This is a genomic window from Mesorhizobium sp. B2-7-1, from assembly GCF_006440735.1.
Classification (GTDB): domain Bacteria; phylum Pseudomonadota; class Alphaproteobacteria; order Rhizobiales; family Rhizobiaceae; genus Mesorhizobium.
This window is the reverse complement of record NZ_VFUA01000022.1, coordinates 49,243-74,024: the sequence shown is the minus strand read 5'-3', so window position 1 is coordinate 74,024 and position 24,782 is coordinate 49,243. Positions and strand designations below refer to the sequence as shown.

Here is a 24,782-nt window from a genome sequence, read left to right as displayed (position 1 = left end):
GCTTCGTCTCCGACATGAGCGGCGGGCAGGAGATGCTCGACAATGGCGAGGTAGAAGACGATGGCGAGCCGGTCGTAGCGGCCGGGCAGGAACATCTTGATGGCGATGCCGGCCGCTGCCGCGCTCCACACGACGACGATCATGGGCAGCGCCAGCGGCGAGTTGTCGAGCTGAGCGAGGAAGGGTGTGTAGGTGGCGGCGATCAGCAGATAGATCGCGGCATGGTCGAAGCGGCGCAGGATCCATTTCGCCGGCCAGGACACCGGCCACAGATTATAGGCCAGCGAAACCGAGAGCACGGTGAGCAGCGAGACGACATAGAACACCGCGGCGACATACTCGCCCGGACCGGAATGGAAGGCGGCCAAAGCCAGGAAGACGGAGCCGGCAGCGATCGCCAGCACGATGCCCACCGCATGGACGACACCGTCGGCGATCATTTCGGCCCGCGAATAGTGCCAGCGCCCCACAAAGGGGATCTCGATCTGGGTATCTGGCCGCGCGTTGCTCATCAAATGATCCTGCAACCCTAATCTGGGCGCTCGCGGACCAGTATTTCAAGCTTCGGTTGCGGTTTTGCGACTAAAGGCGCGCGTCCTTTCGACGCGCAAAGGATGCCATAGTCAGTCAGCGAGCAGCCAATGGCTTCTTCACGGTCTTGAGAAGCGCGCGTTGGATGAGCTCGTTGCCGGCGACGACCTCGCCATTGTCGAGCATCTCCTGCCCGCCGCTCATGTCGGAGACGAAGCCGCCGGCTTCGCGCACCAGAAGCATGCCGGCGGCGATGTCCCAGGACGACAGGCCGGTTTCCCAGAAGCCGTCCATGCGTCCGGCCGCGACATAGGCAAGGTCGAGCGCGGCGGAGCCCAGACGGCGGACGCCGGAGACTTCGGCCATGACGTTGCGCAGCTCGATCAGGAAATTGCCGTGCTGGCCGCGGCCGAGATGCGGCACGCCGCAGCCGATCACCGCGGCGGTCAGCTTGGAGCGCCCGGCAACGCGCAGCCGGCGGTCGTTCATGAAGGCGCCGCCGCCGCGCTCGGCTGTGTAGAGCTCGTCCATCGCCGGATTGTAGACGACGCCGGCGACGACCTGGCCCTGGCGCTCAAGCGCGATCGACACCGAGAAGATCGGGATGCCGTGCAGGAAGTTGGTGGTGCCGTCGAGCGGATCGACGATCCAGCGGTGCTGGGCGTCCTCGCCTTCGACGGCGCCGCGCTCCTCCATCAGGAAGGCATAGCCCGGCCGCGCCTTGGAGAGTTCGGTAAAGACGATCTCTTCGGCCTTGCGGTCGGCCTGGCTGACATAGTCGCCCGGTCCCTTCATCGAGACCTGCAGGTTCTGCACCTCGCCGAAGTCGCGCGACAGCGAGCGGCCGGCCTTCATCGCGGCCTGGACCATGACGTTGAGGAGAGCGGAACGCGCCATTTTTTCTTCCTGCTTTTCGCCGTCTAACCTTCAGCATGATCTTCTCCGAAAAGCCTGCAACTTTTTGCTGCGCTGACCTTCGGTTCGGCATCATGCTCTAGTCGGCGCGGCGCATGTAGGTGATTTCGTTGGTGTCGACGACGATGCGCTCGCCGGCCGAGATGAAAGGCGGCACCAGCACGCGGATGCCGTTTTCCAGCACCGCCGGCTTGTAGGAGGAGGCCGCCGTCTGGCCCCGCACCACCGGGTCGGCCTCGGTGATGGTCAATGTCACCTGGTCGGGCAGCGAAATGCCGATCGGCCGTTCCTCGTAGAGCTGCACCGTCACCATCATGCCGTCCTGCAGGAAGGCGGCGCGCTCGCCGACGAAGTCCTTCGCCAGCTCGAGCTGCTCGTAGCTTTCGGTGTCCATGAACACCAGCGCGTCGCCCTGCTCGTAGAGGAACGAGAAATCCTTCAGGTCGAGACGGATCTGCTCGACGGTCTCGGCCGAGCGGAAGCGCTCGTTGAGCTTGGTGCCGTTGATCAGGTTCTTCAACTCGACCTGGTTATAGGCGCCGCCCTTGCCTGGCTTGACGGTGTTGGTCTTGACCGCCACCCACAGCCCGCCATCGTGCTCGATGACATAGCCGGGACGGATTTCGTTGCCACTGATCTTGGCCATGATGAACTGATCCGAGTGAGATTTTTCTGGCGCGGGTCGCGCTTTGGCGCCTCCAAGACCACAAATTGCACATAGTGGCAAGGGAGGGAGGCAAGGGAGGGAACCCAAGCGAGCCGCGGACATGCCGTCCGTGGCACTGCGCGTCAGGGCAGCCGGTTCGCCTTCTGCAGCGCCTGCCTGGTCTGGTCGTCGTCGAGACCCTGCAGGAAATCGTCCATCTGCGGGTCGATCAGCCCGGCGCGGCGGGCGACGATGTACCAGGCGCCGGCAAGGATCAGGTCCGGGTCGGTGCCGATGCCGCCCATATAGAGCTTGGCGAGGCGGTTCTGGGCGGCGACGTTGCCGCCTTGCGCCGCCTGCTTCATCCAGGCAAAGCCCGATTTCAGGTCGCGCGGGCCGCCGCGTCCGTCGATCATCCAGGCGGCAAGGTCGACCTGCGCGGTGTCATAATTCTGCCTCGCGGCCTGCGCCAGGAGGATGCGCGCCTGGGCGTCGTCATGCGGCTTGCCGCCGACGCCATTGGCGTAGAGCTGGGCCATCGCGTATTGGGCATCGGCAAGGCCGGTGGCGGCCGCGCGTTCGTAATAGACGGCAGCTTTCACCAGGCCGGTGTCGCCCGGATCCTGCTGGACGAGCAGCTGGGCGAAGTTGAACTGCGCAAGCCGGTTGCCGGCCTCGGCCGAGGCCTGCATCAGCGCGAAGGCGCCCTTTTCGTCCTTCTTCACATAGCGGCCGTCGAGCAGCATCAGCGCATATTGGAACTGCGCCTCCGGCACGCCCTGTTCGGCGGCCAGCGCATACCATTTGCCGGCCTCGGCCGGGTTGAGCGGCACGCCCAGTCCGCGCGACAGGATTTCGGCCACCAGCGTCTCGGCGGCCGGATCGCCGTTCTTGGCGCGGTCCATGGCAAGGTTGTAGGCGGTCTTGTAGAGCCCGCGCTGGAAGGCGCCATAGGCGGCGTCCGGCTGTTTCGCGCCGAAGCGGTCGGGATTGACGGCGTCGGCCGATGGCGGCGTCATGGTGGCCGGCTGCGGCAAGGTGTTCTGGATCGGCTTGTCGATATGCTGAGCGCCGCCGAACCTGCTCGCGTCCGGCGCGCCAAGGTCCGGCGTGGCGGTGTTGGGCGTGGCTGTGTTGGGCGTGGCCGTATTCGGCGTGCCGGCGCTTGGGTCGCCGGCATCCGGCCGTGGCTGCGGCACCGGAACGGTCTGGGCTGCCATCGCGGCCGGCGCAAACGGACTGGCCAGAACCACCGGGCCCAGAACCACCCGGCCCAGGACCACCAGGCAAGGGACACGCAGGCGCATGTCAGCCCTCGAAGCGCGGCGCGGTTTCATCGAGCAGCGCATTGGCGGCGGCGATCGCCGCGCGCGGATCACGCCCGTCCGCAAACACGGCGCTGGACAGCGCCACGAACTCGGCGCCTGTCGCCGCCACCGCCTCGACGGAAGCAAGCTCGGAGCCGGCCATGACGATGCAGGGGATCGAGATCATCTCGGCCCACCATTCGCCGAGGGCGAGATTGCGGTGATGCGGCTCCGGCTTGTTGTCATAGCCGAAGCGGCCGAAGAACATGTAGTCGGGCCGTTCCTCGCCGAGTTCCAGCGCCTCGTCGCGTGTCTTGGCGCCGCCGACGCCGACCATCATCTTGCCGGCCACGCGCTCGATCGTCTCGGCCAGCTCCTGGGGTTTCACGTCGACATGGATGCCGTCGGCCTGGACGCGCCCGGCGACGCGGCTGTCGCCTGCGATGATCACGGCAATGCCGGCGTTTTGAGCGATCGGCACGATCCTTTCGGCGAAGGCCTGGAAGGACGCATCGTCCATGCCGTTGTCGGGCAGGATCAGCGAGGCGACGTCGCCGCCCTCGAAGGCCGCGCAGATCTGCTCGGCCGGCACGAGCGGCGGCACGATCAGCACGATGCGGCAGCGGTTGGGCGGGGTTAAATCGTTCATTGGCCTTCGGTCCCGGTTTCGCCTATGCCGGGCGAAGATGGTTGCATTGCGGCATAGAGCAAAGGGGGCGGCTTGAACAGCAGGCGTACGGAGCCAAAGCCAAAATGCTTAACCGGCGCTGCGGCTTGCGTTCCCCGTTCGGGTTTCGCGGACGGCGTTGGAAGACGAGAGGACGTCCGCTAGACCGTGATGGCGTTTCGTTGAATCGCCATCACGGTCCAACTCTTTTGTTAGGGCATGATCTTTCTCCGAAAGCCGGTTCCCACTTTTCGGGATCATGCTCTAGATACGCCGGCAAAAGCAGGACAGGCCCATGGCGCAAAACATCTACGATCGCCCGGAATTCTTCGACGGCTATAGCCGGCTCGGCCGATCGGTCGAGGGCCTGGACGGCGCGCCGGAATGGCCGGCGCTGCGCGCCATGCTGCCCGATGTTGGCGGCTCGAGCATCGTCGATCTCGGCTGCGGGTTCGGCTGGTTCTGCCGCTGGGCGCGTTCGCATGGCGCAAGCGAGGTTCTCGGCCTCGACCTGTCGGAAAAGATGCTTGCCCGCGCACGCGCCGCCGGCTCCGACGATGCCATAAGCTATCGGCGCGCCGACCTCGATGCGCTCGCTCTGCCGAAGGCGCGTTTCGATCTCGCCTACAGCTCGCTTGCCTTGCACTATGTCGGCGATGCCGCGCGCCTGTTCGCGACGGTTCACGAGGCCCTGGTGCCCGGCGGAGCCTTCGTCTTCTCGACGGAACATCCGATTTATATGGCGCCGGCCAACCCGGGCTGGTCCGTCGATGCCGCGGGCAGGAAGACATGGCCGGTCAACCGGTATCTGGTCGAGGGACCGCGCACCACCGACTGGTTCACCAAGGGCGTGGTCAAACACCACCGCACCATCGGCACCACGCTCAATTTGCTCATCCAGGCCGGATTCAGCATCGGGCATGTCGAGGAATTCCGCCCGACGGACGAGCAGATCGCCGCCCGGCCGGAATTGGCTGAAGAGCTCGAGCGGCCGATGTTCCTGCTGGTCAAAGCGCTGCGATGAATGGCTGGGCGCCGGCCTGGAGCTCGAGCTTGTAGCCGATATGGCTGGCCTTGAAGCCAAGGCGCTCATAGAAACGATGCGCGTCGGTCCGGCTCTTGTTGGTCGTCAGCTGGACGACGCGGCAGCCGCGCTCGCGGCATTTGTCGATAGCCCACTCGAACAGGCGCTGTCCCAAGCCCTCGCCGCGCCGCCCAGCCGCGACGCGCACCGCCTCGATCAGGCCGCGCCGGGCGCCGCGCAGCGACAGGCCGGCGATAAAGGTGATCTGCAGCGTGCCGACAATATCGTCGCCGTCGGTCATCACCGCGAGGAATTGGTTCGGATCGCCGTCTATCGCCGCGAAGGCGTCCAGATAGGCCCTCGACAGCGGCAAGCCGGCGTCTTCGCGTGCCTGGCCGAGAGCATCGTCGGCAAGCGTCGCGACGATCGCGGCAACGTCCGCTTCGCGGGCCCGGCGAATGCTGATGGCGCTCATGTCCACACCTCCAAGGCAGTGAGCCGACCGGCGATCCTGTGCAGCGCGGCCGGCTGCCAATGTCGGGCCGGCATAGCGGACGCCGGGATTAATGACTATCCCGGCGGCGCTGTTCTGCGCTATGGCTGGGCTCCCCGCCTTCTCAACCTTCCCTTGCCGATGTCAGGCCTGCTCAGCGATCCGTGGTTCTATGCCGCCGCCATTCCGGCGGTGATCCTTGTCGGCCTATCGAAAGGCGGCTTCGGCGGCGCCGTCGGCTTCGTCGGCGTGCCGTTGATGGCGCTGACCATGCCGCCGGTTCAGGCGGCCGCCATCCTGCTGCCGATCCTGTGCCTGATGGATATCGTTTCGGTGTGGACCTGGTGGGGCATCTATGACCGCAGGATGCTGGTCGACATGATGCCTGGCGCCGTCATCGGCATCGGGCTCGGCTGGCTGACCGCGGCTCTGGTCACCGAGGAGATGGTGCGGCTGATCGTCGGCGCCGTCGCGCTGGTGTTCGTGCTGCGCTGGATCTACCTGCAGTTCCGCCACGGCGCCGACCATGCGGCGGGGCCGAACCGCATTGCCGCCGCCTTCTGGGGCACGGTGGCGGGCTTCACCAGCTTCGTCGCCCATGTCGGCGGCCCGCCCTTCCAGGTCTATGCGCTGCCGATCCGGCTCGACCCGAAAGTGCTGTCGGGCACGGCGGCGATCTTCTTTGCCGCCACCAATGCGCTGAAGCTCGTCCCCTATTTCGCGCTCGGCCAGTTCGACACCACCAACCTGACGGCCTCGGCAGTGCTGATGCCGCTTGCGCCGCTGTCGACGATCGCCGGCGCCTGGCTGGTGCGCCGCATGCGGCCGGAGGTCTTCTATCCGTTCACCTACGCCACCGTCGCGGTGGTCGCCGCCAAGCTGCTGTGGGATGGCATTATAGGCCTGTGGTGAGATGGCCGTCTGGCCATCTCACCACAGAGCTCACCACAGAGATTCAAGCGGCGCTCGGCACCATCTGGCGGCTGCCGCCGAAGGCCAGCGCGGCGCCCAGCGCAACCACCATCGCCATGCCGGCCAGGGTGCCGATGTCGTGCAGGGTGGGCTTCAGCACCATGTCGGCGATGATCACCAGCATCACCGCATAGTCGAGGCGCGCCCAGCTCATCATGCGCTGGCCTATGGCAAGGACGGCCGGCGTCACGCCTTGGTCGGCGATCATGGCGCCCATGCGCTCGCCGGTCGGCTTGAAGATCAACATGCCGATCGAGAAGGTCGTGGCATAGCCGACGAGGCCGATGACGATCCACAAATCGGCAAAGCCGACCCAGAAGCCGCACATGATGAGGCCGAAGACCAGCGTCAGCATCGACATGGGGGCGAAGAACCTGCCGCCGAGCTGTCCGCTGGCGCGCATTGCCTGCAGCTTGTCCTCGATGTTGCCGGCTCGTTCGGCGAGCACGCCGAGCAGAAACAGCACGAATCCGCCGCCGACCCACAAAATAGCCGAAACGACGTGAAGGAATTTGACGATCGAATACCAATCCATGGTTTGCTCCCGGATATCCCGTATGATTTCGAGCGACGCGGATTTGCGCGCCGCTTCAGAGGAGCGGGCTTTTGCGTGGCGCGTGTTTCGGAACGATGCCGCGGCAGCAGCCAACATGTTACGGCCGACACGATCGGCGTTCGAAAAATCCGGTTTTCGATGGTTCCGGGCGGCGAAACCGGCTGTCCTGTTCCGGCAAAGGAAAGCGCGTTCGCTTAAAAAATCGCCGCCGCGTTAAGGGTTCATTAAGCTTTACGGGCGTTTACTATGCGCATCCAGTTTTGCTGGATTCTTACCGAGTGGTTGGAGCCACTTTGTTTGACGCCTCCCTGTTAAACTCCTGAGAGCCGCCTTATCCGCGGCTCTTTTTTTTATCTGCTGCCGGCTGGCCGGCGCCATCCGCTCGCGGATGGCTGGAACGATGCGGCGTTAACCGTTTGTTAAACATGCGCTTGCCTTCATGGGTATCGAAGCGCATTTTCAAGCCTCAGTCATTTAGGGTGCGGGCCACGTCGGCAAGGATGCCGAATCGGCTGGCGGCAGTGCAGGGGCGTATCGATGAACGAGCCTTCGAAGGGCAGCGCGAAAACCATCAAACTGGCGGAGCGCCGGGTTTTCTCCCAATCCTTCAAGCCGCTCTACCAGGAAGGCATGGGGCTGGTCGAGCAGGCCGCCGAATATCTCGATGGCAAGGGCAGGCTCGAAGCCAAGAAATTGTCGCGCACGGCCGCGACCCTCTATGCGGCCGAATCGATGCGGCTGACCACGAGGCTCATGCAGGTCGCCTCCTGGCTGCTTTTGCAGCGGGCGGCGAATTCCGGCGAGATGACGCGCGACCAGGTGGCTTCGGAGAAATCCAAGGTGCGTCTCGACACCGCGTCCGCGCATGACGAGGCGCTTGGCTGGAACGAGCTGCCCAAGGATTTTCTGGATCTCGTGACGCGCTCGCTGCGCCTGCAGGCGCTGGTGCGGCGCATGGACGAGGAAATCTATGGCGGCGTCATCAGCGAGACGCACGTCCCCAGCCGACGGGCCAACCCGGTTTCCGACCAGATCAGCCTCTTGAACACGGCGTTCGCGCGCGGCTGAAATCGCGTCAGCAACAATAGCGCCGCGCGGAACGGGAACCGGCATACGCTTGATCGCCCCGCGATTCGGCGAGCCGTTTTGGCCGCAAATCGAACGCGTGCGACGCTGATCGCTCTTCGAGATCGCGGCAGCCGTCATCGCATTTTAAGGCCATGCCGACCTTCGTGAGAAGGATCGCCCTTGCCTTGAAGCGAGGGGACCCTAGTTGGGGCCGTTCGCCGCAGCCGGGTCGACCCGAGCCGGTCTTGCAAAAAATCACCGTCACTGTGACCAAAGCAGATTGCGAGGCTTGATCCCGTGCATTCGCCATTGGACCGCATCCCGGTATCGATCATCATCCCCAACTACAACTACGGACAGTTCCTGGGGCGCGCCATCGACAGCGCGTTGGAGCAGGACCACCGAAATGTCGAGGTCGTGGTCGTCGATGACGCATCGACGGACGCGTCGGTGGCCGTCATCGAATCCTACGGCGACAAGATCCGTCCGTGCCTCAGGCGCAGGAATGGCGGGCATGCGGCTGCGTTCAACACCGGGTTCGAGGCGAGCACCGGGGAGATCGTCCTTTTCCTCGACGCCGACGACTATCTCTATCCGAACGCCGTCTCCGAGGTGCTGGACGAGTGGGACGCGGATGTCGCCCAGGCGCAGTTCAGATTGCATCTCGTGGATGAGGACCAGCATATCAAGGATGTCTTTCCGCCTCCGGAACAGCCGTTCGACTCGGGCGACGTCGTCCCGGAATTGCTGCGCAAGGGGCGGTACCGGACTACGGTGACAAGCGGGCTGGCGTTCGACCGCGAGGCGCTGGAACCGATAATGCCGATGCCCGAAAGCGATTTCCGGCAAGGCGCCGATGGCTATCTCGCGACGCTCGCGCCGCTCCACGGAGAGGTGAAATCCATCGACACCTGCCTTGGCGCCTACCGCATCCACGGTTCCAACCATTCGGTCTTTGCCGAAAAGCTTGCCGAGCGGGCGCGCTGGCGCGTTGAGCATGACTTCCGGCGCCTTGAAGCCTTGTCCGGCCGGGCGGCCGAGATCGGCTTGACCGTGCCGCCGGATGCCGGCCTTCGCGATCCGGTTCATCTGGAAGAGCGGCTGGCTTCGCTCTGCGTCGACGAGCCCCAGCATCCGGTTGAAACCGACTCCCGCCTGGGACTGGCAAGAGCGGGCGCCGCCGCCAGTCTGGAAATGAACGCGTCCTGGCGGCGGCGGGCGGCGCTGGCGACCTGGTTCCTCTGCATCGGACTCCTCCCCAAGCGCATGGGCAATGCAGTCCTGGCATGGAAACTTGTCGCATCGTCCAGGCCGGCATTTCTCACGCGGCTGTCGAAATCCATCCGTCGTGTGACGAACTAGGTCCGGGATTTCGGGCACGCCAGCCCGTGAACGCCAGCTTGATGGGATCTTCGAATGCCACCTTAGAGTCGCGATCGTTTCTGGTTTGTTCACATTTCGCTGGCATCGCTTGCCGCCAAGGCTAAACTTGGCGCATGGGGGAAGCGATTCGCATCATCGGCATCGATCCGGGGCTGAGGCGCACCGGTTGGGGTATTATCGACAGCGTGGGCAATTCGCTGCGCTTCGTCGCGTCCGGCACGGTACGGTCCGACGAAAAGGAGTCATTGGCGAGGAGACTCTGCCAGCTGCATGACGGTTTGGCCGAGGTGCTGCACCAAGCCATGCCGGATGAAGCGGCGGTCGAGCAGACTTTCGTCAACAAGGACGCCACGGCGACGCTGAAGCTCGGCCAGGCGCGCGGCATCGCCATGCTGGTGCCGGCGCGCGCCGGGCTGGTGGTCGCCGAATACGCCCCCAACGCGGTCAAGAAGGCGGTGATCGGCGTCGGCCACGGCGAGAAGAAGCAGATCCATATGATGGTCAAGGTGCTGATGCCGAAGGCGATCTTCGACACGGACGACGCCGCCGACGCCCTTGCCATCGCCATCTGCCACGCGCATCACCGCCCGAGCGCGGCCTATCGCATGGCGGCGCTGGCGTGAGGGGACAATCATGATCGGCAAGCTGAAGGGCACTCTGGACGAGATCGACGAGGATAGCTGTCTCATCGACGTGCACGGCGTCGGCTATGTGGCGCATTGCTCGGCGCGCACGCTTGCCGCGCTGCCGTCGCCTGGCGAGGCGGTGGTGCTGTTCATCGAGACCTATGTGCGCGAGGACATGATCCGGCTCTATGGCTTCCAGAGCGGACTGGAGCGCGAGTGGTTCCGGCTGCTGATGAACAATGTGCAGGGTGTCGGCGCCAAGGTGGCGCTGGCTATCCTGTCGACGCTGGCGCCGGCCGATCTCGCCAATGCGATCGCGCTGCGCGACATCGCCATGGTTTCCCGCGCTCCCGGCGTCGGCAAGAAAGTGGCCGAGCGCATCGTCACCGAATTGCGCAGCAAGGCACCGGCCTATGCGGGTGAGGCCACCGGCACGATCGGCCTCAAGCAGGAGCTCGGCGAAGGCGTCGCGGCCGCGCCGATCACCGACGCCGTCTCCGCGCTCGTCAATCTTGGCTATTCGCGCGACATCGCGGCGAATGCGGTTGCGGCCGCGCTGAAATCGGCCGGTGAGGGCGCGGATGCGTCCAAGCTGATCCGCTTCGGCCTGAAGGAACTGGCGCGGTGAGGCCGCGCTTGTCCCGCCGTCGGTCCTATGCAAGGAAGGCGGCATGAGCCTTTCGCCCCGCCTCATTGCCCCCGATAAGCGTGGCGAGGATGCCGACCAGACGCTGCGGCCACAGTCGCTCGACGAGTTCGTCGGCCAGGCCGCGGTGCGCGCCAATCTCAAGGTCTTCGTCGATGCCGCCAAGGGCCGCGGCGAGGCGCTCGACCACGTGCTGTTCGTCGGCCCGCCGGGTCTCGGCAAGACGACGCTGGCGCAGATCATGGCGCGCGAGCTCGGCGTCAATTTCCGCTCGACCTCCGGCCCGGTCATCGCGAAGGCCGGCGATCTCGCCGCGCTGCTCACCAATCTCGAGGAGCGCGACGTGCTCTTCATCGACGAGATCCATCGCCTCAATCCGGCGGTCGAGGAAATCCTCTATCCGGCGATGGAGGACTTCCAGCTCGACCTCATCATCGGCGAGGGGCCGGCGGCGCGCTCGGTCAAGATCGACCTTGCCCGTTTCACCCTGGTCGCGGCGACGACGAGGCTCGGGCTCCTGACCAATCCGCTTCGCGACCGGTTCGGCATTCCGGTGCGGCTCAATTTCTACACGGTCGAGGAGCTGGAGCTGATCGTTCGCCGCGGCGCCCGCATCCTGTCGATGCCGCTCGGCGACGACGGCGCGGTGGAGATCGCGCGCCGCGCACGCGGCACGCCGCGCATTGCCGGCCGGCTGTTGCGCCGGGTGCGCGACTTCGCCAGCGTCGCCGGCGCAGATCATGTCGACAGGAAGATCGCCGACGAGGCGCTGACCAGGCTCGAGGTCGACGCGCTCGGCCTCGATGCGCTCGACCGCCGCTATCTGTCGATGATCGCGCGCAATTTCGGCGGCGGGCCGGTCGGCATCGAGACGATCGCGGCCGGGCTCTCCGAGCCGCGCGACGCCATCGAGGACATCATCGAGCCTTATCTCATCCAGCAGGGCTTCATCCAGCGCACGCCGCGCGGCCGCGTGCTCACCGCCAATGCCTGGCGGCATCTCGGGCTCGATCCGCCGAAGGACATCGCCCAGCAGCAGATCAGCCTCTTCCAGGAAGAGTAACGCAGATTTGTTCGCCGTTCGGCCGCGCAACGGCCGGTCTGCGCAGAATCTGCGCGCCTCGGCCTAGCTGAGGGCGCAATTGCCGCCTTTAAGCCAGGCTTGTTGGATGGAATACCAAGGGCTTGGGGCTGACCTATGATCACCAGACGCGCCTTCCTGCGCCTTGTTGGCGGCTCGGCCTTCGCCATGGTGTCGCTCGGCGCCTATGCGGTCGGCATCGAGCCGATGCTGCTGACCCATGTGAAGCGCTACACGCTGACGCCGCCGCACTGGCCGACGGAGCTCAAATTGCGCGTCGTGGCGCTGGCCGACATCCATGCCTGCCGGCCCTGGATGACGCCCGAACGGATCGCGGCACTTGCCGAAGAGGCCAATGCGCTGCAGCCGGATGTCATCGTCCTGCTCGGCGACTATACCGCCGGAACCAAAATTGTGACGGGCTGGGTGCAGGTCGCGGAATGGGCCGACGCGCTATCCGGGCTCAAGGCGCCGCTCGGCGTGTTCTCGATCCTCGGCAACCACGATTGGTGGACCGATAGCCTGGCGCAGCGCGCGGAGGCCGGCCCGACGATCTCGCGCAAGGCTTTGGAACATGTCGGTATTCCTGTCATGGAAAACGACGTCGTGCGCCTGGAAAAGGAGGGCCGGGGCTTTTGGATCGCAGGGCTCGCCGATCAGCTTGCGCTGCTGCCCAACAAGGCCAAGGGCCGCGACAGCTTCCAAGGCTTCGACGACCTCGATGGCACCTTGGCCAAGGTGCAAGGCAGCGAGCCGATCATCCTGCTTGCGCATGAGCCTGATATTTTCACGAAGGTTCCATGGCGGGTCTCGCTGACGCTGTCCGGGCACACGCATGGCGGACAGGTGCGGCTGTTCGGCTATTCGCCGGTCGTGCCTTCGGCCTATGGCAACCGCTACGCCTACGGCCACGTCGTCGAGAACGACCGCAACCTGATCGTTTCGGGAGGGCTGGGCTTCAGCATCGCCCCGATACGTTTCGGGGTGCGGCCGGAGATCCTGCAGATCGACCTTGGGTCGGCCGACAGCGCCTGACGGCGGTCAAATCGGTCATCGAGACGGCAAACCGCTGCTTAGCGCAGCGACCTGATCATATCCATCACGTCCGGCTCGGCCTTCTCGCCGTCGAAGGCGTCGACGATGCCGAAGGCGCCGCCATAGCTCCAGACCGACCAGGAAAAGCCATGCGCCTCGGCGCGGGCGATCATGTCGCGCGCATAGGCGGCGCGGTATGCGGCCGGCATGACGAAGCCGTTGCCATATTCCTTGCGGATCATGCCGAATTCGCCGAGCGTGATGTCCTGCGGTTTGACGCCGTTGGCCTTCGCCCAGGCGTCGACCGTCGCGAACGCTTGATCCATCACGCCGAGCAGCTTCTCGGGGGTATCCAGGGCCGCGACCTGCTCGTCGAGATAGCTGAGCAGGCCGCTCCGTCGCGCCCAGGGCGCCTCGGCCCTGATCCGGTCGCGGATCGTGTCCAGCGTCATGTCCAGTTGCGCTTTCGGAACGGCCGTCAGCGGATAGGGCAGGCCGGTGACGTATTGGATGAAATCGCCGGCCCAGGTCGCGCCCTGATGCGTCAGAAGGAATGGATCGTAGGAGTGAAAGGTCCAGATGATGTTGTCATCCGCGATGGTTTTGGGATCGATCCTGGACAGCGACTCCGCGTTCGAATAGCAGCCGCCGGTCAATATGAGCGTGAGCCTGGTGGCCGAGGCGCGCGCAGCCGCGAAAAGCTTCTTCTGGCGGTCGGGCCAAACATTGGTGCGGTTCGCGTCGCAATCGACGATCGGCTCGTTCATCAGCTCCAGCGCGACCTGATTGGGGTCTTCCTTGGCCAGCGTCCGCGCCATGTTGCGCACCAACTCGGCATAGGCGTCGAAGACGGCCGGATCGTCCATCACCTGCCCCATGCCGATCTTGCGGTTGCCGCCTGCGGGGATCAGATGCAGGTCGACGATCACCTTGAGCCCGGCGCGGTTGATCATGCGCGCCGAGTCCAGCACGCTGGCATAGAGGCCGTCGCGAAGGGCCGTGGTCTGCTCCGAGAGAAAGGGCGCGGGATCGACCGGCATGCGCAGGAAGTCGAGGCCGGCATCCTTGAGCGCCTTGAGGTCGTCCTCCTTGAGGAATTTGCGCCACTCCGGATAGGGCAGGATTGCTTGGCGGTCGCCCCATTTGTCCTCGGCCGGCCAGGTCACCCACTGGTCGAGATTGAGGCCGCGTTTCATCGAGAACGTCGCCGCCCCGGCCGGCAACGGCAAAGCGGCAAACGCAAGCAGCGCCGCCAGCAAGGTCTTGATCATCGTGCCCAACAGTGCCATCCCGTTCCCGCGCGAGAAACAGTGCGTGTCGCCGAAAAGTGTGCAGCGGTTTTTGGGACAACGACACGCACAGAAAAATGCCTAAAGCCCGCGGGCCTTAGGTGCCTTTCTGGGCCGAAAAAGGAAAGCGCGATGGACGATCATGGTGAATCGGCGGCGCTCAGCGCCGGGCTTTCCGGCGCGCTGACGGATTTCGGCCATCGGCTGATGGCCAGGGTCTACTATGCCGACACCGATTTCTCCGGCGTCGTCTACCATGCGCGCTATCTCGAATTCCTCGAGCGCGGCCGCTCCGACTATCTGAGGCTGACCGGCGTCCATCACACCGAGCTCCTGGACGGCAAGCATGGCGAGCGCATCGTCTGGGTGGTGCGGCGCATGGAGATCGACTTCCGTTCGCCGGCGCGCATGGACGATATCCTCACCATCGACACGCGCACCGACGATATTTCCGGCGCCCGCATCTTCATGGGCCAGCAATTGAAGCGCGGCGGCGATGTGCTGGTCGAGGCGAAAGTCGAAGCGGCGATCGTCGGCGAAAGCGGCCGGCCGAAGCGCTTTCCGAAGGAATGGATTGCGGCTTTTATGCCTCGGGCAAGCTGATATTCGGGTGAGGCCGGCCTGACCAGAATCTCAGCTTGCCTTTGCATCGCACCTCGCCCGCTAGCCCTGGCCATGCGCGGCAATGCGCCGCGCCTTACGTCCTAACCCATCCTTAACCATAACGGTTCATGAAGGAATTGGCGAAGATTGGCGCAATCCGTGCGCCTTCCTTTCACCAATATTTGCCTCGAAAAGGCCGCGAAACGGTGCATTCGGGGCTTATCCCGCAAGCTTCAAGCTTCGCGCGATCGGACCAAAGGAATGCTCATGGGCCAGCCGCCAGCGATGCCCGGAAAACCTTAAGGACTTAAGTCATGGAAAACATCGCACTCGCCGACCCGGGCGCGCATCTGTCGATCTGGGCGCTGTTCATGCAGGCCGGCTGGGTGGTCAAGCTGGTCATGATCGGCCTGCTCTGCGCGTCGATCTGGACCTGGGCGATCATCATCGACAAGCTCGTCGCCTATAGCCGGATGAAGTTGGCGCTGAACCGCTTCGAACAGATATTCTGGTCCGGGCAGTCGCTTGAAGACCTCTACCGCACGCTGGCCGACCGCAAGACCACCGGCATGGGCGCGATCTTCGTCGCCGCCATGCGCGAATGGAAGAAGAGCTTCGAAAAGGGCGCGAAATCGCCGCTGGCGCTCCAGACCCGCATCGACAAGGCCATGGACCTGGCGCTGACACGTGAGATGGAAAGGCTGGAGGGCCGCCTCGGCTTCCTCGCCACCACCGGCTCGGCCGCGCCCTTCATCGGGCTGTTCGGCACCGTCATCGGCATCATGACGTCGTTCCAGGCGATCGCCGCCTCGAAGAACACCAGCCTGTCGGTGGTGGCGCCCGGCATCGCGGAAGCGCTGCTCGCGACCGCGATCGGCCTGCTCGCGGCCATTCCGGCGGTCATCGCCTACAACAAGCTGTCATCGGACGCGAACAAACTCGGCGTGCGCATGGAAGGGTTCTCGGACGAGTTCTCCGCCATACTCTCGCGCCAAATCGATGAAAAAGTAGCGCAGAAGGCCTGAGGAACGATCATGGGGATGTCTGCTGCTGGCGCAGGTGGCTCGGGGCGAGGTGGGCGCGGCCATAGGCGCCGTGGCCGTCACCATGCCCTGATGTCTGAAATCAACGTCACGCCGATGGTCGACGTGATGCTGGTGCTGTTGATCATCTTCATGGTCGCGGCGCCGCTGCTCACCGTCGGCGTGCCGATCGACCTGCCGGACACGCAGGCCAAGGCGATGAATGTCGACACGCAGCCGATAACCGTTTCGATCGACGCCGCGGGCAAGATTTTCTTGCAGGAGACCGAGATCCCGATCGACGAATTGGTGGCCAAGCTGCAGGCGATTTCAAAGACCGGCTATGACGAGCGCATCTTCATCCGCGGCGACAAGTCGACGGATTACGGCACGGCGATGAAGGTCATGGCCCGCATTTCGGCGGCCGGCTATAAGAATATCGGCCTGGTCTCGCTGCAGGAACAGGATCAGTAGACGCCAAATGCGGACCGGTCTCACCTCTTCGGTGATCTTGCACGCGGTGGCGCTGGCCTTCGGGCTGTTCACGCTGTCGTCGCCGCCGGCGATGCCTGCCTCCGACGTGGAGTCGGTGGCGGTCGACATCGTGCCGATGGAGGCGATCGCACAGACGCTGCAGGGCGACAAGAAGTCGGTGATGCATGACAAGCCGGCGCCTGTTCCGACGAAGCGCCCGGATGTCGTTCCCGATGCCCAGAAAGTCGGCGAGAACACCGTCGACACCGACAAGCCGGTGACGGACGAAGCCAAGCCGAAGCCAGTCGACAAGACGGCGGCGCCGCCGCCCGCGCCGACGCCGGTCGAGAAGCCGGCGGTCGAGGACGTGCCGAAGCCGCAGGAGAAGCCGAAGCCGACCCCGGCGACCGAGGTCGCGCCGACGCCGACGCCGAAGGAAGAGGTCAAGCCCGAGCCGGTCAAGCAGACGGAGCCCAAGCCGACGCCGGCCAAGCAACCGGCGCCGACTCCGCCGAAGGACACAACCGCCGCTATCCCGAAGGAAGAGGTGAAGCCGGACGCGGTGGCCGAGGCGATCTCGCAGGATCAGCCCACGGATGAGGCGAAGCTGCCGGATTCAGCACCCGCGCCGGAAGCGCGGCCGAAGCCGCAGCCGGCCCAGGCCGAGAGCGCCAAGGCGCCGGATCGCAAGGACGCCGACAAGCCGGTAAAGGAAGCGTCTTCCAAGAAGAAATCGGACGAGAAGCAGTTCAACGCCGACGAGATAACGGCCCTGCTCGACAAGCAGAAGCCATCCGGCGGCGGCGCCAAGCGCTCGACCCAGCAGGCCTCGCTCGGCGGCGAAAAGGATCAGGGCCAGAAGCTCTCCAGGTCGGAGCAAGGAGCGCTGGAGGACCAGCTCGGTGGTTGCTGGACGCTACCGGTCGGCCTCGAAGGATCCGAGGACTTCACCGTGGTCATCCGTTTCAACCTGAACGCCTCCGGCAAGCTGGAGGGCCGCCCGACCGTCGAAAAGTCCAGCGGCAACCCTCAATTCGACGCCAGCGCGGTTCGCGCCGTGCAGAAATGCGATGTCGCCGGGCTGCAGGTTCCCGCCGGCAAGCAAGACATCTGGTCCGACGTTCGCGTCAACTTCGATCCAAGGGCGATGCTTGGCCTGTAGCCTGAGCACCCAAAAAATCAGCAAGAGAAGCGAGAAGACATGAAATCCATCCTCAAGCCGCTCCTGATGGTCGCCGCAATGGCGGTAGGCATAATTTCCGTCGCCACCTTGCCTGCTCGGGCAACCCTCGAGCTCAACGTCAACAAAGGCAATGTCGAGCCGATGCCGATCGCCATCCCCGACTTTCAGGGAGGACTTGGGCCACAGATATCGGAAATCGTAGCCGCCGATCTGAAACGGTCAGGACTGTTCGCGCCGATCGACAAGGCCGCCTTCGTCGAAAAGATCACGAATCCGGATGCCCAGCCCCGTTTCGACGACTGGAAAGTCATCAATGCGCAGGCGCTGGTCACCGGCAGCGTGAGCAAGGAGGCGGATGGCCGCATCCGCGCCCAGTACCGGCTGTGGGATATCTTTGGCAACACGCAGCTGGCCGGCGAGCAGTTTTTCGCCAACGACGCCAATCAACGCCGTGTCGCGCACATCATCGCCGATGCGATCTATGAGAAGATCACCGGCGAGAAAGGCTATTTCGATACCCGCGTCGTCTTCGTCGACGAATCCGGCGCCAAGAACGCGCGCAAGAAGCGCCTCGCCATCATGGACCAGGACGGCGCCAATGTGCGCTATCTGTCCGACGGCCGCGCTATCGTCCTGACGCCGCGCTTCTCGCCGAACCGGCAGGAAATCACCTATATGTCCTATGAGAGCGGACAGCCGAAAGTGTATCTCCTGCAGATCGAAACCGGGCAGCGCGAGCTGGTCGGCAATTTCCCGGGCATGACGTTCGCGCCGCGCTTTTCGCCCGATGGCCAGAAGGTGATCATGAGCCTGCTGCGCGACGACGGCAATTCCAACATCTTCGCGATGGACCTGAGGAGCCGGTCGACCACGCGGCTGACCGATTCGACCGCCATCGACACCTCGCCCTCCTATTCGCCGGATGGCTCGCAGGTCGTCTTCACCTCCGACCGCGGCGGCGGCAGCGGCCGCTCGCAGATCTACGTCATGGGCGCGGACGGCTCCAACCCGCACCGCATCTCCTTCGGCGACGGCGTCTATTCGACGCCGGTCTGGTCGCCGCGCGGCGACCTCATCGCCTTCACCAAGCAGAGCGGCGGCGAATTCCAGATCGGCGTCATGAAGACCGACGGCTCGGGCGAGCGCATCCTGTCCTCCGGCTTCCAGCAGGAGGGCCCGACCTGGGCGCCGAACGGCCGCGTGCTGATGTTCTTCCGCGACGCCGGCGGTGGACCCAAGCTGATCTCGGTCGATCTCACCGGCCGCAACGAGCAGCAGATCCCGACCGCGAACTACGCTTCGGATCCGGCTTGGTCGCCGCTTCTTGAGTAGGAACTGAAGAACTCGGGAACTGGGGAATGGAGAAGCCAGGGCGCTTCGTTGAGCGCGGGCGAGACTTGGAAGTCTACAAACGCGCTTACGCAGTCTCTCTCGATGTGCATAGAGCCACCCTTACTTTTCCAAAAATTGAGCAATACGCGCTAGCTGATCAATTGCGTCGCTCGAGTAAAGGCATATGTGCCAATCTGGCTGAGGGATTTGCCAAGCAAAGCCACTCCAAAGCTGAATTCGCTCGCTTCGTTTCGATGGCGATTGGATCATGCAGCGAAGCGGAGACGTGGATATCTTACGCGTTTGACCTTCAATACATCTCACGGCCCCAACTCGACGCTTGGCGACAGTCCTATGCCCAAATCCATGGGATGCTCGTGAGTCTTCGAGAGAAGCTGGCTTGATCCCCTTTTCTTCAGTTCCTCAGTTCTTCAGTTCCTCAATTCCTCTTTTTTTCATGTTTTGGCCGCATTTCCGCCTACGGTCCGCACGCAATGTGAGCCCGACAAAAACGGCCGAGGACGGCGGCTCGAAACCAAACATTAACCGTGTTTCTTGAATGCCGGTTAACCCAAACGTGGTTACTGGGTGATCAACGAAATCACTTATATGCGAAGGAGAGGCGGCATGGGCCGTATCGCAGCACTTACCAGAAACCCGGCGATGATCGCGCTCGTGGCGGCTCTCGCCATCACCGGCTGCGCGTCGAAGAAGACCCCGAACAGCGCGGCCGATCTCGGCCTCAACGGTGCCGGCGCCGCGACGCCAGGCTCGGCGCAGGACTTCACCGTCAACATCGGCGACCGCATCTTCTTCGATACCGATTCCGCGTCGATCCGCGCCGATGCGCAGACCACGCTGGGGCGCCAGGCGCAGTGGCTCAACCAGTATCGCCAGTATGCGATCGTCATCGAAGGCCATGCCGACGAACGCGGCACGCGTGAGTACAATCTGGCGCTGGGCGCCCGCCGCGCCGCCGCCACGCGCGACTTCCTGGTTTCCAAGGGCGTCCCCGCCAGTCGCCTGAAGACGATTTCCTACGGCAAGGAGCGTCCGGTCGCGGTCTGCGACGACATCTCCTGCTGGTCGCAGAACCGCCGCGCCGTCACCACGCTTTCCGGCGCCGGCTCCTGATCGATTTTCGCCAAGGGCGCCAGGCGGCCCCGGCGGCAAAAATACAACATCCCAAAATGAAAGGCGGCCTCAGGGCCGCCTTTTTCATTTGCAACGGCTTGAAACAAAATTTGGCCGAAGTCTCGCGTCCTGCTATGAGCGCGAGGGCGCTTCCTCCCACTGTTTGATTTGGAAAGGCGCATCAGGCCAACACCCACCGCGAGAGACAGAATGCATTTCAGAACGGTCCTGAGCGGCACGCTTGCGCTGCTGCTCGTATCAAGCCTCCCGAGCCTTGCCGCCTCGGCCGACAGCGCCGCGCGGGCCTCCGACGCCGGGTTCACCTTCCATCTGCCGACGCTCGGCATCTTCGGCGACAAGAAGAAGCCGGAGCAGGCGCAGCTCGCCCAGGACAGCAGCGGCGGCATGACGGGGCTGGAGGACCAGCTTCGCCAGATGAACGGCAAGATCGAGGAGCTCAACTTCCAGATCCTGCAGATGCAGGAACAGATGCGCAAGCAGCAGGAAGACAACGAGTTCCGCTTCCAGCAGCTCGAAGGTGGTTCGCAAGGCGGCGCCAAGCCGGCCGGGCAGAAGAAATCGGAGGCCGCGCCCCAGGACGGGAACGGCAATGACGGCAACACCAATCTCGGCGATGCCGGCACCGACAACAGCGTCGCCCAGGCCCCGGCGACGCAGGCGCCGGCCGACGCGGGCGGGCAAAATGGCGGCGGCAAGAGCGTCGGCGACGTCATCGTGGAATCGCAGACCGGCGATCCCGGCAAGCTGATCACCGGCGCGCCGCCGAAGGATTTCGGCACCATCACCGTCGACAAGAACGGCAATGTCGTCAATGCCGAGACCGGTTCGCAGGCCAGCGCGCCGGCGGAAGCCCCGGCGGCCACCGCAAACGCTCCTTCCGCCGAGACGCCGGCCAAGAAGAACAAGGCCGGCGACACGCAAGTCGCCGCCCTGCCGTCGACCAACGATCCCGACGAGCTCTACCGCAACTCCTACCAGTTCATCCTGTCGGGCGATTACCCGACCGCCGAACAGGGTTTTCGCGATCATATTTCGCGCTTCCCCAAGGACGCCAAGGCGGCGGATGCGCATTACTGGCTGGGCGAGTCGCTGCTCGGCCAGCAGAAATACCGTGACGCGGCCGAGATCTTCCTCGCCGCCAGCAAGGAATACCCGAAGGCCAAGAAGGCGCCCGACATGCTGCTCAAGCTCGGCGTTTCGCTGGTCGGCCTGAAGCAAAACGACGTGGCCTGCGCCACCTTCAGCGAGATCGGCAAGCGCTATCCCGACGTTTCCGGCGCGCTCAAGGAACGCATCAAGCAGGAAAAGGCGCTGGCGGCGTGCTGACGCCCGATACCAAAGCTCACTTTTCAGACCACCTTTTCTCCGACCTAGACTTTTCGACCGGCGCCGTTGCAGCCGTGTCCGGCGGCAGCGACTCGACCGCCCTGCTTATTCTCCTCAAGGATTACTTCGATCGGACCGCATCGGGCGCCAGGCTGCTCGCGGTGACCGTCGATCATGGCCTAAGGCCAGGTTCGGCCGTCGAGGCGCGGCAGGTTGCCCGTTTCTGCGCCGAGCGCGGCATCGCGCATCGCATTCTCGCCTGGCACGGCGACAAGCCCGCGACCGGTCTGCCGGCCGCCGCGCGCGAGGCGCGCTACAGGCTGCTTGCCGAAGCGGCCGATGCCGAAGGCATCAAGCTGATCCTGACCGGCCACACCGCCGACGACCAGGCCGAGACGGTGCTGATGCGGCAGGCGCGCGACGATGAAGGCCGGGGCCTCGCCGGCATAGCGCCCGCCACGCTGCACGACTGGCGAACATGGATCGTGCGGCCGCTACTCGGCATAAGGCGCGCGGCGCTGCGCGAGATGCTGCGGGCTCGCGACATTGGCTGGATCGAGGACCCGACCAATGAAGATGCCCGCTTCGAGCGGCCGCGCGTGCGGGCAAAGCTCGCGCACGGCGAGGGCGAACAGCGTATCGCCGAAGCGCTGGCGAAAGCAGGACAGGCGGCCGGTGAGCGCCACGACATCGGCCACCGCGCCGCCGTGCTCATCGACGCCTTTGCCGGCAGACCGGTTCCGGGCCTCATTCGCCTGGATCGCGAATTCTCCGCGCATGCGGATGGCGAGGCGGCCATCTATGCGCTCCGCATCCTTTTGGCCGCGGTCGGCGGCACGTCCTTTGTCGCCGACGAGGCGCGCTGCGCCGCGCTGTTTTCCCGACTGCGATCGGCGCCGCTTTGCGCCACATTGTCGCGGACGGTGGTCGATGCGCGGCGAACCGGCATTTTCCTTCGCCGCGAAAACCGCAACCTGCCCGCGCCCGCGCCACTGGTAGACGAAGAGCTTTGGGATGGCCGGCGGCGCGTCACTTTGGACGCACGCATCAATTTGAAAGACTGGCCGGGCGGCTTGGTGATCGCGCCGCTTGGGTCCGCTGCCGCTCGGCAAGCGCCCTTGAGCGAAGATATTCCACCAAGCCTGTCACGCGCGGCGCTTGCCGCGGAACCTTCGCTGTGGTCCGGCGCCGAACGCCTTGGTTTTGCTGGCGGCAATGCCGGCTTGCAATCGGTCTCGATCGTTCCGGCGGTGGCCCCTTTTGCGCGCTTCCTGCCGTCCTTCGACCTCGAGCCGGCTGCCGCCGTGGCGGCGCTTGTCGGCGCGCCGCCGTTGCCGGCGCCGCCATTCCACGGCCATGATGGCGGGCGAGGGTGGGCGAAAGCTTAACCGATACGTGCTGTTCTGCTTGGCAAGGGGAGGCGCTCTCCCTATGTTAGGCCCAAGCTTCTCCATCATCGCGGGTCCGTGCGCGGACCCCAACGGGACAATAGATGAATCCGAATTATCGCAACCTCGCGCTCTGGGCGATCATAGCGGTCCTGCTCATCGCCCTGTTCAATCTTTTCCAGACGCCCCAGACGCGCGGTGCCACGACGGATATCGCCTATTCGCAGTTCCTGCAGGACGTCGCCTCCGGCCGGGTCAAGAGCGTGACCATCGCCGGCGCCCGCATCTTCGGCAACTACACGGACAACGCCAACGGCTTCCAGACCTATTCGCCCGGCGATCCGTCGCTGGTCTCCAGGCTGCAGGACAAGAACGTCACCATCACCGCCAAGCCTGAAACCGACGGCTCCAATTCGCTGTTCGGCTACCTGATCTCGTGGCTGCCGATGATCCTGATCCTCGGCGTGTGGATATTCTTCATGCGCCAGATGCAGTCCGGTTCCGGAAGAGCGATGGGCTTCGGCAAGTCGAAGGCCAAGCTTCTGACCGAGGCGCATGGCCGCGTCACCTTCCAGGACGTCGCCGGCGTCGACGAGGCCAAGGAAGACCTCGAAGAGATCGTCGAGTTCCTGCGCGATCCGCAGAAGTTCCAGCGCCTCGGCGGCAAGATCCCGCGCGGCGTGCTCCTGGTCGGCCCGCCCGGCACCGGCAAGACGCTGCTCGCCCGCTCCGTCGCCGGCGAGGCCAACGTGCCGTTCTTCACCATTTCCGGCTCGGACTTCGTCGAGATGTTCGTCGGCGTCGGCGCAAGCCGCGTGCGCGACATGTTCGACCAGGCCAAGAAGAACGCGCCCTGCATCATCTTCATCGACGAAATCGACGCCGTCGGCCGTCATCGCGGCGCCGGCCTCGGCGGCGGCAATGACGAACGCGAGCAGACGCTGAACCAGCTGCTGGTCGAAATGGACGGTTTCGAATCCAACGAGTCGATCATCCTGATCGCCGCCACCAACCGGCCCGACGTTCTCGACCCGGCGCTGCTCAGGCCCGGCCGTTTCGACCGCCAGGTGGTGGTGCCGAACCCCGATATCGTCGGCCGCGAGAAGATCCTCAAGGTGCATGTGCGCAACGTGCCGCTGGCGCCCAATGTCGATCTCAAGGTTGTCGCGCGCGGCACGCCGGGCTTCTCCGGCGCCGACCTGATGAACCTCGTCAACGAATCCGCGCTGATGGCGGCGCGCCGCAACAAGCGCCTCGTCACCATGGCCGAGTTCGAGGACGCCAAGGACAAGATCATGATGGGCGCGGAGCGCCGCTCGTCGGCGATGACCCAGGCCGAGAAGGAGCTGACCGCCTATCACGAGGCCGGCCACGCCATCCTGGCGCTCAACGTGCCGTCGGCCGATCCGCTGCACAAGGCGACCATCATCCCGCGCGGCCGCGCGCTTGGCATGGTCATGCAGCTGCCGGAAGGCGACCGCTATTCGATGAGCTACAAATACATGGTCTCGCGGCTTGCGATCATGATGGGCGGCCGCGTCGCCGAGGAGTTCAAGTTCGGCAAGGAGAACATCACCTCGGGCGCCTCCTCCGATATCGAGCAGGCGACCAAGCTGGCGCGCGCCATGGTCACGCGCTGGGGCTTCTCCGACAAGCTCGGCCATGTCGCCTATGGCGACAACCAGGAAGAAGTCTTCCTCGGGCATTCGGTGGCGCGCACGCAGAACATCTCGGAAGAGACGGCGCAGATCATCGACGCCGAGGTGCGGCGGCTGATCGACGACGCCTATTCGACGGCGAAGGCGATCCTGACCAAGAAGAAGAAGGAGTGGATCGCGCTGGCCGAGGGGCTGCTCGAATACGAGACGCTGTCCGGTGACGAGATCAAGCAGCTGATTGCGGGCAACAAGCCCGCCCGCGATCTTGGCGACGACACTCCGCCCAGCCGCGGCTCGGCCGTGCCGAAGGCCGGCACGGGCGGCCGCCGCAAGAAGGGCTCCGAGCCTGAAGGCGGCATGGAGCCGCAGCCACAGGGCTGAGGTTGGTGCGCGGGAGACTGA

Annotated in this window: 26 protein-coding genes; 18 read left to right on the top strand and 8 right to left on the bottom strand. The window is 64.6% G+C overall.

Features of this window, described 5'->3' with window-relative positions:
* The 5 genes from FJ471_RS11685 to FJ471_RS11665 form a co-directional block, all read right to left on the bottom strand.
* On the bottom strand, window positions 1–512 hold a 512-nt coding region (locus tag FJ471_RS11685; protein ID WP_140803304.1), incomplete at its 3' end, for a hemolysin III family protein.
* Window positions 513–627: 115 nt separating this feature from the next.
* Entirely contained in the window at window positions 628–1,428 is an 801-nt protein-coding gene (locus tag FJ471_RS11680; protein ID WP_140803303.1) for an inositol monophosphatase family protein, read from the bottom strand.
* A gap of 97 nt (window positions 1,429–1,525) precedes the next feature.
* Window positions 1,526–2,092, bottom strand: coding sequence for an elongation factor P (efp, locus tag FJ471_RS11675; protein WP_140803302.1), 567 nt, complete (start codon window positions 2,090–2,092; stop codon window positions 1,526–1,528).
* Window positions 2,093–2,235: 143 nt separating this feature from the next.
* Window positions 2,236–3,399, bottom strand: a complete 1,164-nt coding sequence (locus tag FJ471_RS11670; RefSeq protein ID WP_246684692.1) for a tetratricopeptide repeat protein — start codon at window positions 3,397–3,399, stop codon at window positions 2,236–2,238.
* Window position 3,400: 1 nt separating this feature from the next.
* Window positions 3,401–4,048, bottom strand: a complete 648-nt coding sequence (locus FJ471_RS11665; protein WP_140803301.1) for a thiamine phosphate synthase — start codon at window positions 4,046–4,048, stop codon at window positions 3,401–3,403.
* 313 nt (window positions 4,049–4,361) lie between these two features.
* Here FJ471_RS11665 and FJ471_RS11660 point away from each other — a divergent pair, with 313 nt between their 5' ends.
* The gene (locus FJ471_RS11660; protein ID WP_140803300.1) at window positions 4,362–5,090 is read left to right on the top strand and encodes a class I SAM-dependent methyltransferase; all 729 of its coding nucleotides are present in this window, start codon (window positions 4,362–4,364) and stop codon (window positions 5,088–5,090) included.
* On the opposite strand, the gene FJ471_RS11655 is transcribed toward FJ471_RS11660, so the two are convergent.
* Window positions 5,074–5,565 carry a GNAT family N-acetyltransferase gene (locus FJ471_RS11655; protein WP_140803299.1) on the bottom strand — a complete coding sequence of 164 codons (492 nt, stop codon included), beginning with the start codon at window positions 5,563–5,565 and terminating at the stop codon, window positions 5,074–5,076. The genes FJ471_RS11660 and FJ471_RS11655 overlap by 17 nt on opposite strands.
* Window positions 5,566–5,724: 159 nt before the next feature.
* Here FJ471_RS11655 and FJ471_RS11650 point away from each other — a divergent pair, with 159 nt between their 5' ends.
* Window positions 5,725–6,495, top strand: coding sequence for a sulfite exporter TauE/SafE family protein (locus tag FJ471_RS11650; RefSeq protein WP_140803307.1), 771 nt, complete (start codon window positions 5,725–5,727; stop codon window positions 6,493–6,495).
* 43 nt (window positions 6,496–6,538) lie between these two features.
* Here the strand turns inward: FJ471_RS11650 and FJ471_RS11645 are convergent, their stop codons facing one another.
* A complete protein-coding gene (locus FJ471_RS11645) occupies window positions 6,539–7,090 on the bottom strand; it encodes a DUF2269 family protein (protein ID WP_140803298.1) in 552 nt (183 codons plus the stop codon).
* Between the two features lie 558 nt (window positions 7,091–7,648).
* On the opposite strand from FJ471_RS11645, the gene FJ471_RS11640 reads away from it, so the two are divergent.
* The 6 genes from FJ471_RS11640 to FJ471_RS11615 all read left to right on the top strand — a co-directional run bounded on the left by FJ471_RS11640 (window position 7,649) and on the right by FJ471_RS11615 (window position 12,950).
* Complete coding sequence (locus tag FJ471_RS11640) at window positions 7,649–8,179, top strand: DUF1465 family protein (protein ID WP_140803297.1); 531 nt, start codon at window positions 7,649–7,651, stop codon at window positions 8,177–8,179.
* Between the two features lie 297 nt (window positions 8,180–8,476).
* Window positions 8,477–9,541, top strand: a complete 1,065-nt coding sequence (locus FJ471_RS11635) for a glycosyltransferase family 2 protein (protein WP_140803296.1) — start codon at window positions 8,477–8,479, stop codon at window positions 9,539–9,541.
* Window positions 9,542–9,675: 134 nt separating this feature from the next.
* Window positions 9,676–10,185: a crossover junction endodeoxyribonuclease RuvC gene (gene ruvC / locus FJ471_RS11630; RefSeq protein WP_140803295.1), complete on the top strand. Its 510-nt coding sequence runs from the start codon at window positions 9,676–9,678 to the stop codon at window positions 10,183–10,185.
* Window positions 10,186–10,195: 10 nt separating this feature from the next.
* Window positions 10,196–10,816 (top strand): Holliday junction branch migration protein RuvA, encoded by a 621-nt coding sequence (gene ruvA, locus FJ471_RS11625; RefSeq protein ID WP_140803294.1) that lies wholly within the window; start codon window positions 10,196–10,198, stop codon window positions 10,814–10,816.
* A 43-nt stretch (window positions 10,817–10,859) separates the two neighbouring features.
* On the top strand, window positions 10,860–11,897 hold the full coding sequence (gene ruvB, locus FJ471_RS11620) for a Holliday junction branch migration DNA helicase RuvB (RefSeq protein WP_140803293.1): 1,038 nt from the start codon (window positions 10,860–10,862) through the stop codon (window positions 11,895–11,897).
* A 135-nt stretch (window positions 11,898–12,032) separates the two neighbouring features.
* Window positions 12,033–12,950, top strand: coding sequence for a metallophosphoesterase (locus FJ471_RS11615; protein ID WP_140803292.1), 918 nt, complete (start codon window positions 12,033–12,035; stop codon window positions 12,948–12,950).
* A gap of 38 nt (window positions 12,951–12,988) precedes the next feature.
* On the opposite strand, the gene FJ471_RS11610 is transcribed toward FJ471_RS11615, so the two are convergent.
* Window positions 12,989–14,239: a cellulase family glycosylhydrolase gene (locus FJ471_RS11610; RefSeq protein WP_140803291.1), complete on the bottom strand. Its 1,251-nt coding sequence runs from the start codon at window positions 14,237–14,239 to the stop codon at window positions 12,989–12,991.
* A 132-nt stretch (window positions 14,240–14,371) separates the two neighbouring features.
* Between FJ471_RS11610 and ybgC the strand changes: the two genes are divergently transcribed.
* The 10 genes from ybgC to ftsH all read left to right on the top strand — a co-directional run bounded on the left by ybgC (window position 14,372) and on the right by ftsH (window position 24,761).
* On the top strand, window positions 14,372–14,842 hold the full coding sequence (ybgC, locus tag FJ471_RS11605; protein WP_140678886.1) for a tol-pal system-associated acyl-CoA thioesterase: 471 nt from the start codon (window positions 14,372–14,374) through the stop codon (window positions 14,840–14,842).
* A 314-nt stretch (window positions 14,843–15,156) separates the two neighbouring features.
* Window positions 15,157–15,867: a protein TolQ gene (gene tolQ / locus FJ471_RS11600; protein ID WP_140803290.1), complete on the top strand. Its 711-nt coding sequence runs from the start codon at window positions 15,157–15,159 to the stop codon at window positions 15,865–15,867.
* Window positions 15,868–15,876: 9 nt separating this feature from the next.
* Window positions 15,877–16,338, top strand: coding sequence for a protein TolR (gene tolR, locus FJ471_RS11595; protein ID WP_140803289.1), 462 nt, complete (start codon window positions 15,877–15,879; stop codon window positions 16,336–16,338).
* Between the two features lie 7 nt (window positions 16,339–16,345).
* Window positions 16,346–17,500 (top strand): energy transducer TonB, encoded by a 1,155-nt coding sequence (locus FJ471_RS11590; protein ID WP_140803288.1) that lies wholly within the window; start codon window positions 16,346–16,348, stop codon window positions 17,498–17,500.
* 39 nt (window positions 17,501–17,539) lie between these two features.
* Window positions 17,540–18,853, top strand: coding sequence for a Tol-Pal system beta propeller repeat protein TolB (gene tolB, locus FJ471_RS11585; RefSeq protein WP_140803287.1), 1,314 nt, complete (start codon window positions 17,540–17,542; stop codon window positions 18,851–18,853).
* Between the two features lie 26 nt (window positions 18,854–18,879).
* Complete coding sequence (locus FJ471_RS11580) at window positions 18,880–19,257, top strand: four helix bundle protein (protein WP_140803286.1); 378 nt, start codon at window positions 18,880–18,882, stop codon at window positions 19,255–19,257.
* Between the two features lie 223 nt (window positions 19,258–19,480).
* Window positions 19,481–19,987 (top strand): peptidoglycan-associated lipoprotein Pal, encoded by a 507-nt coding sequence (gene pal, locus FJ471_RS11575; protein ID WP_140803285.1) that lies wholly within the window; start codon window positions 19,481–19,483, stop codon window positions 19,985–19,987.
* 210 nt (window positions 19,988–20,197) lie between these two features.
* Entirely contained in the window at window positions 20,198–21,334 is a 1,137-nt protein-coding gene (gene ybgF / locus FJ471_RS11570; RefSeq protein WP_140803284.1) for a tol-pal system protein YbgF, read from the top strand.
* Between the two features lie 74 nt (window positions 21,335–21,408).
* Window positions 21,409–22,722, top strand: coding sequence for a tRNA lysidine(34) synthetase TilS (tilS, locus tag FJ471_RS11565; protein WP_246684691.1), 1,314 nt, complete (start codon window positions 21,409–21,411; stop codon window positions 22,720–22,722).
* A 104-nt stretch (window positions 22,723–22,826) separates the two neighbouring features.
* Entirely contained in the window at window positions 22,827–24,761 is a 1,935-nt protein-coding gene (gene ftsH, locus FJ471_RS11560; RefSeq protein WP_140803283.1) for an ATP-dependent zinc metalloprotease FtsH, read from the top strand.
* Window positions 24,762–24,782 lie beyond the last annotated feature (21 nt).

Bases quoted from the DNA above. Each gene is read 5' to 3' on its own strand.
- ftsH (WP_140803283.1), top strand. From the start codon at position 22,827: ATGAATCCGAATTATCGCAACCTCGCGCTCTGGGCGATCATAGCGGTC.
- FJ471_RS11655 (WP_140803299.1), bottom strand. From the start codon at position 5,565: ATGAGCGCCATCAGCATTCGCCGGGCCCGCGAAGCGGACGTTGCCGCG.
- FJ471_RS11670 (WP_246684692.1), bottom strand. From the start codon at position 3,399: ATGCGCCTGCGTGTCCCTTGCCTGGTGGTCCTGGGCCGGGTGGTTCTG.
- FJ471_RS11645 (WP_140803298.1), bottom strand. From the start codon at position 7,090: ATGGATTGGTATTCGATCGTCAAATTCCTTCACGTCGTTTCGGCTATT.
- tolQ (WP_140803290.1), top strand. From the start codon at position 15,157: ATGGAAAACATCGCACTCGCCGACCCGGGCGCGCATCTGTCGATCTGG.
- ruvA (WP_140803294.1), top strand. From the start codon at position 10,196: ATGATCGGCAAGCTGAAGGGCACTCTGGACGAGATCGACGAGGATAGC.
- FJ471_RS11650 (WP_140803307.1), top strand. From the start codon at position 5,725: ATGTCAGGCCTGCTCAGCGATCCGTGGTTCTATGCCGCCGCCATTCCG.
- ybgC (WP_140678886.1), top strand. From the start codon at position 14,372: ATGGACGATCATGGTGAATCGGCGGCGCTCAGCGCCGGGCTTTCCGGC.
- ruvC (WP_140803295.1), top strand. From the start codon at position 9,676: ATGGGGGAAGCGATTCGCATCATCGGCATCGATCCGGGGCTGAGGCGC.
- tolB (WP_140803287.1), top strand. From the start codon at position 17,540: ATGAAATCCATCCTCAAGCCGCTCCTGATGGTCGCCGCAATGGCGGTA.
- ybgF (WP_140803284.1), top strand. From the start codon at position 20,198: ATGCATTTCAGAACGGTCCTGAGCGGCACGCTTGCGCTGCTGCTCGTA.
- tolR (WP_140803289.1), top strand. From the start codon at position 15,877: ATGGGGATGTCTGCTGCTGGCGCAGGTGGCTCGGGGCGAGGTGGGCGC.
- FJ471_RS11610 (WP_140803291.1), bottom strand. From the start codon at position 14,239: ATGGCACTGTTGGGCACGATGATCAAGACCTTGCTGGCGGCGCTGCTT.
- pal (WP_140803285.1), top strand. From the start codon at position 19,481: ATGGGCCGTATCGCAGCACTTACCAGAAACCCGGCGATGATCGCGCTC.
- FJ471_RS11665 (WP_140803301.1), bottom strand. From the start codon at position 4,048: ATGAACGATTTAACCCCGCCCAACCGCTGCCGCATCGTGCTGATCGTG.
- FJ471_RS11680 (WP_140803303.1), bottom strand. From the start codon at position 1,428: ATGGCGCGTTCCGCTCTCCTCAACGTCATGGTCCAGGCCGCGATGAAG.
- efp (WP_140803302.1), bottom strand. From the start codon at position 2,092: ATGGCCAAGATCAGTGGCAACGAAATCCGTCCCGGCTATGTCATCGAG.
- ruvB (WP_140803293.1), top strand. From the start codon at position 10,860: ATGAGCCTTTCGCCCCGCCTCATTGCCCCCGATAAGCGTGGCGAGGAT.
- FJ471_RS11640 (WP_140803297.1), top strand. From the start codon at position 7,649: ATGAACGAGCCTTCGAAGGGCAGCGCGAAAACCATCAAACTGGCGGAG.
- FJ471_RS11580 (WP_140803286.1), top strand. From the start codon at position 18,880: ATGGAGAAGCCAGGGCGCTTCGTTGAGCGCGGGCGAGACTTGGAAGTC.
- FJ471_RS11660 (WP_140803300.1), top strand. From the start codon at position 4,362: ATGGCGCAAAACATCTACGATCGCCCGGAATTCTTCGACGGCTATAGC.
- FJ471_RS11590 (WP_140803288.1), top strand. From the start codon at position 16,346: ATGCGGACCGGTCTCACCTCTTCGGTGATCTTGCACGCGGTGGCGCTG.
- FJ471_RS11615 (WP_140803292.1), top strand. From the start codon at position 12,033: ATGATCACCAGACGCGCCTTCCTGCGCCTTGTTGGCGGCTCGGCCTTC.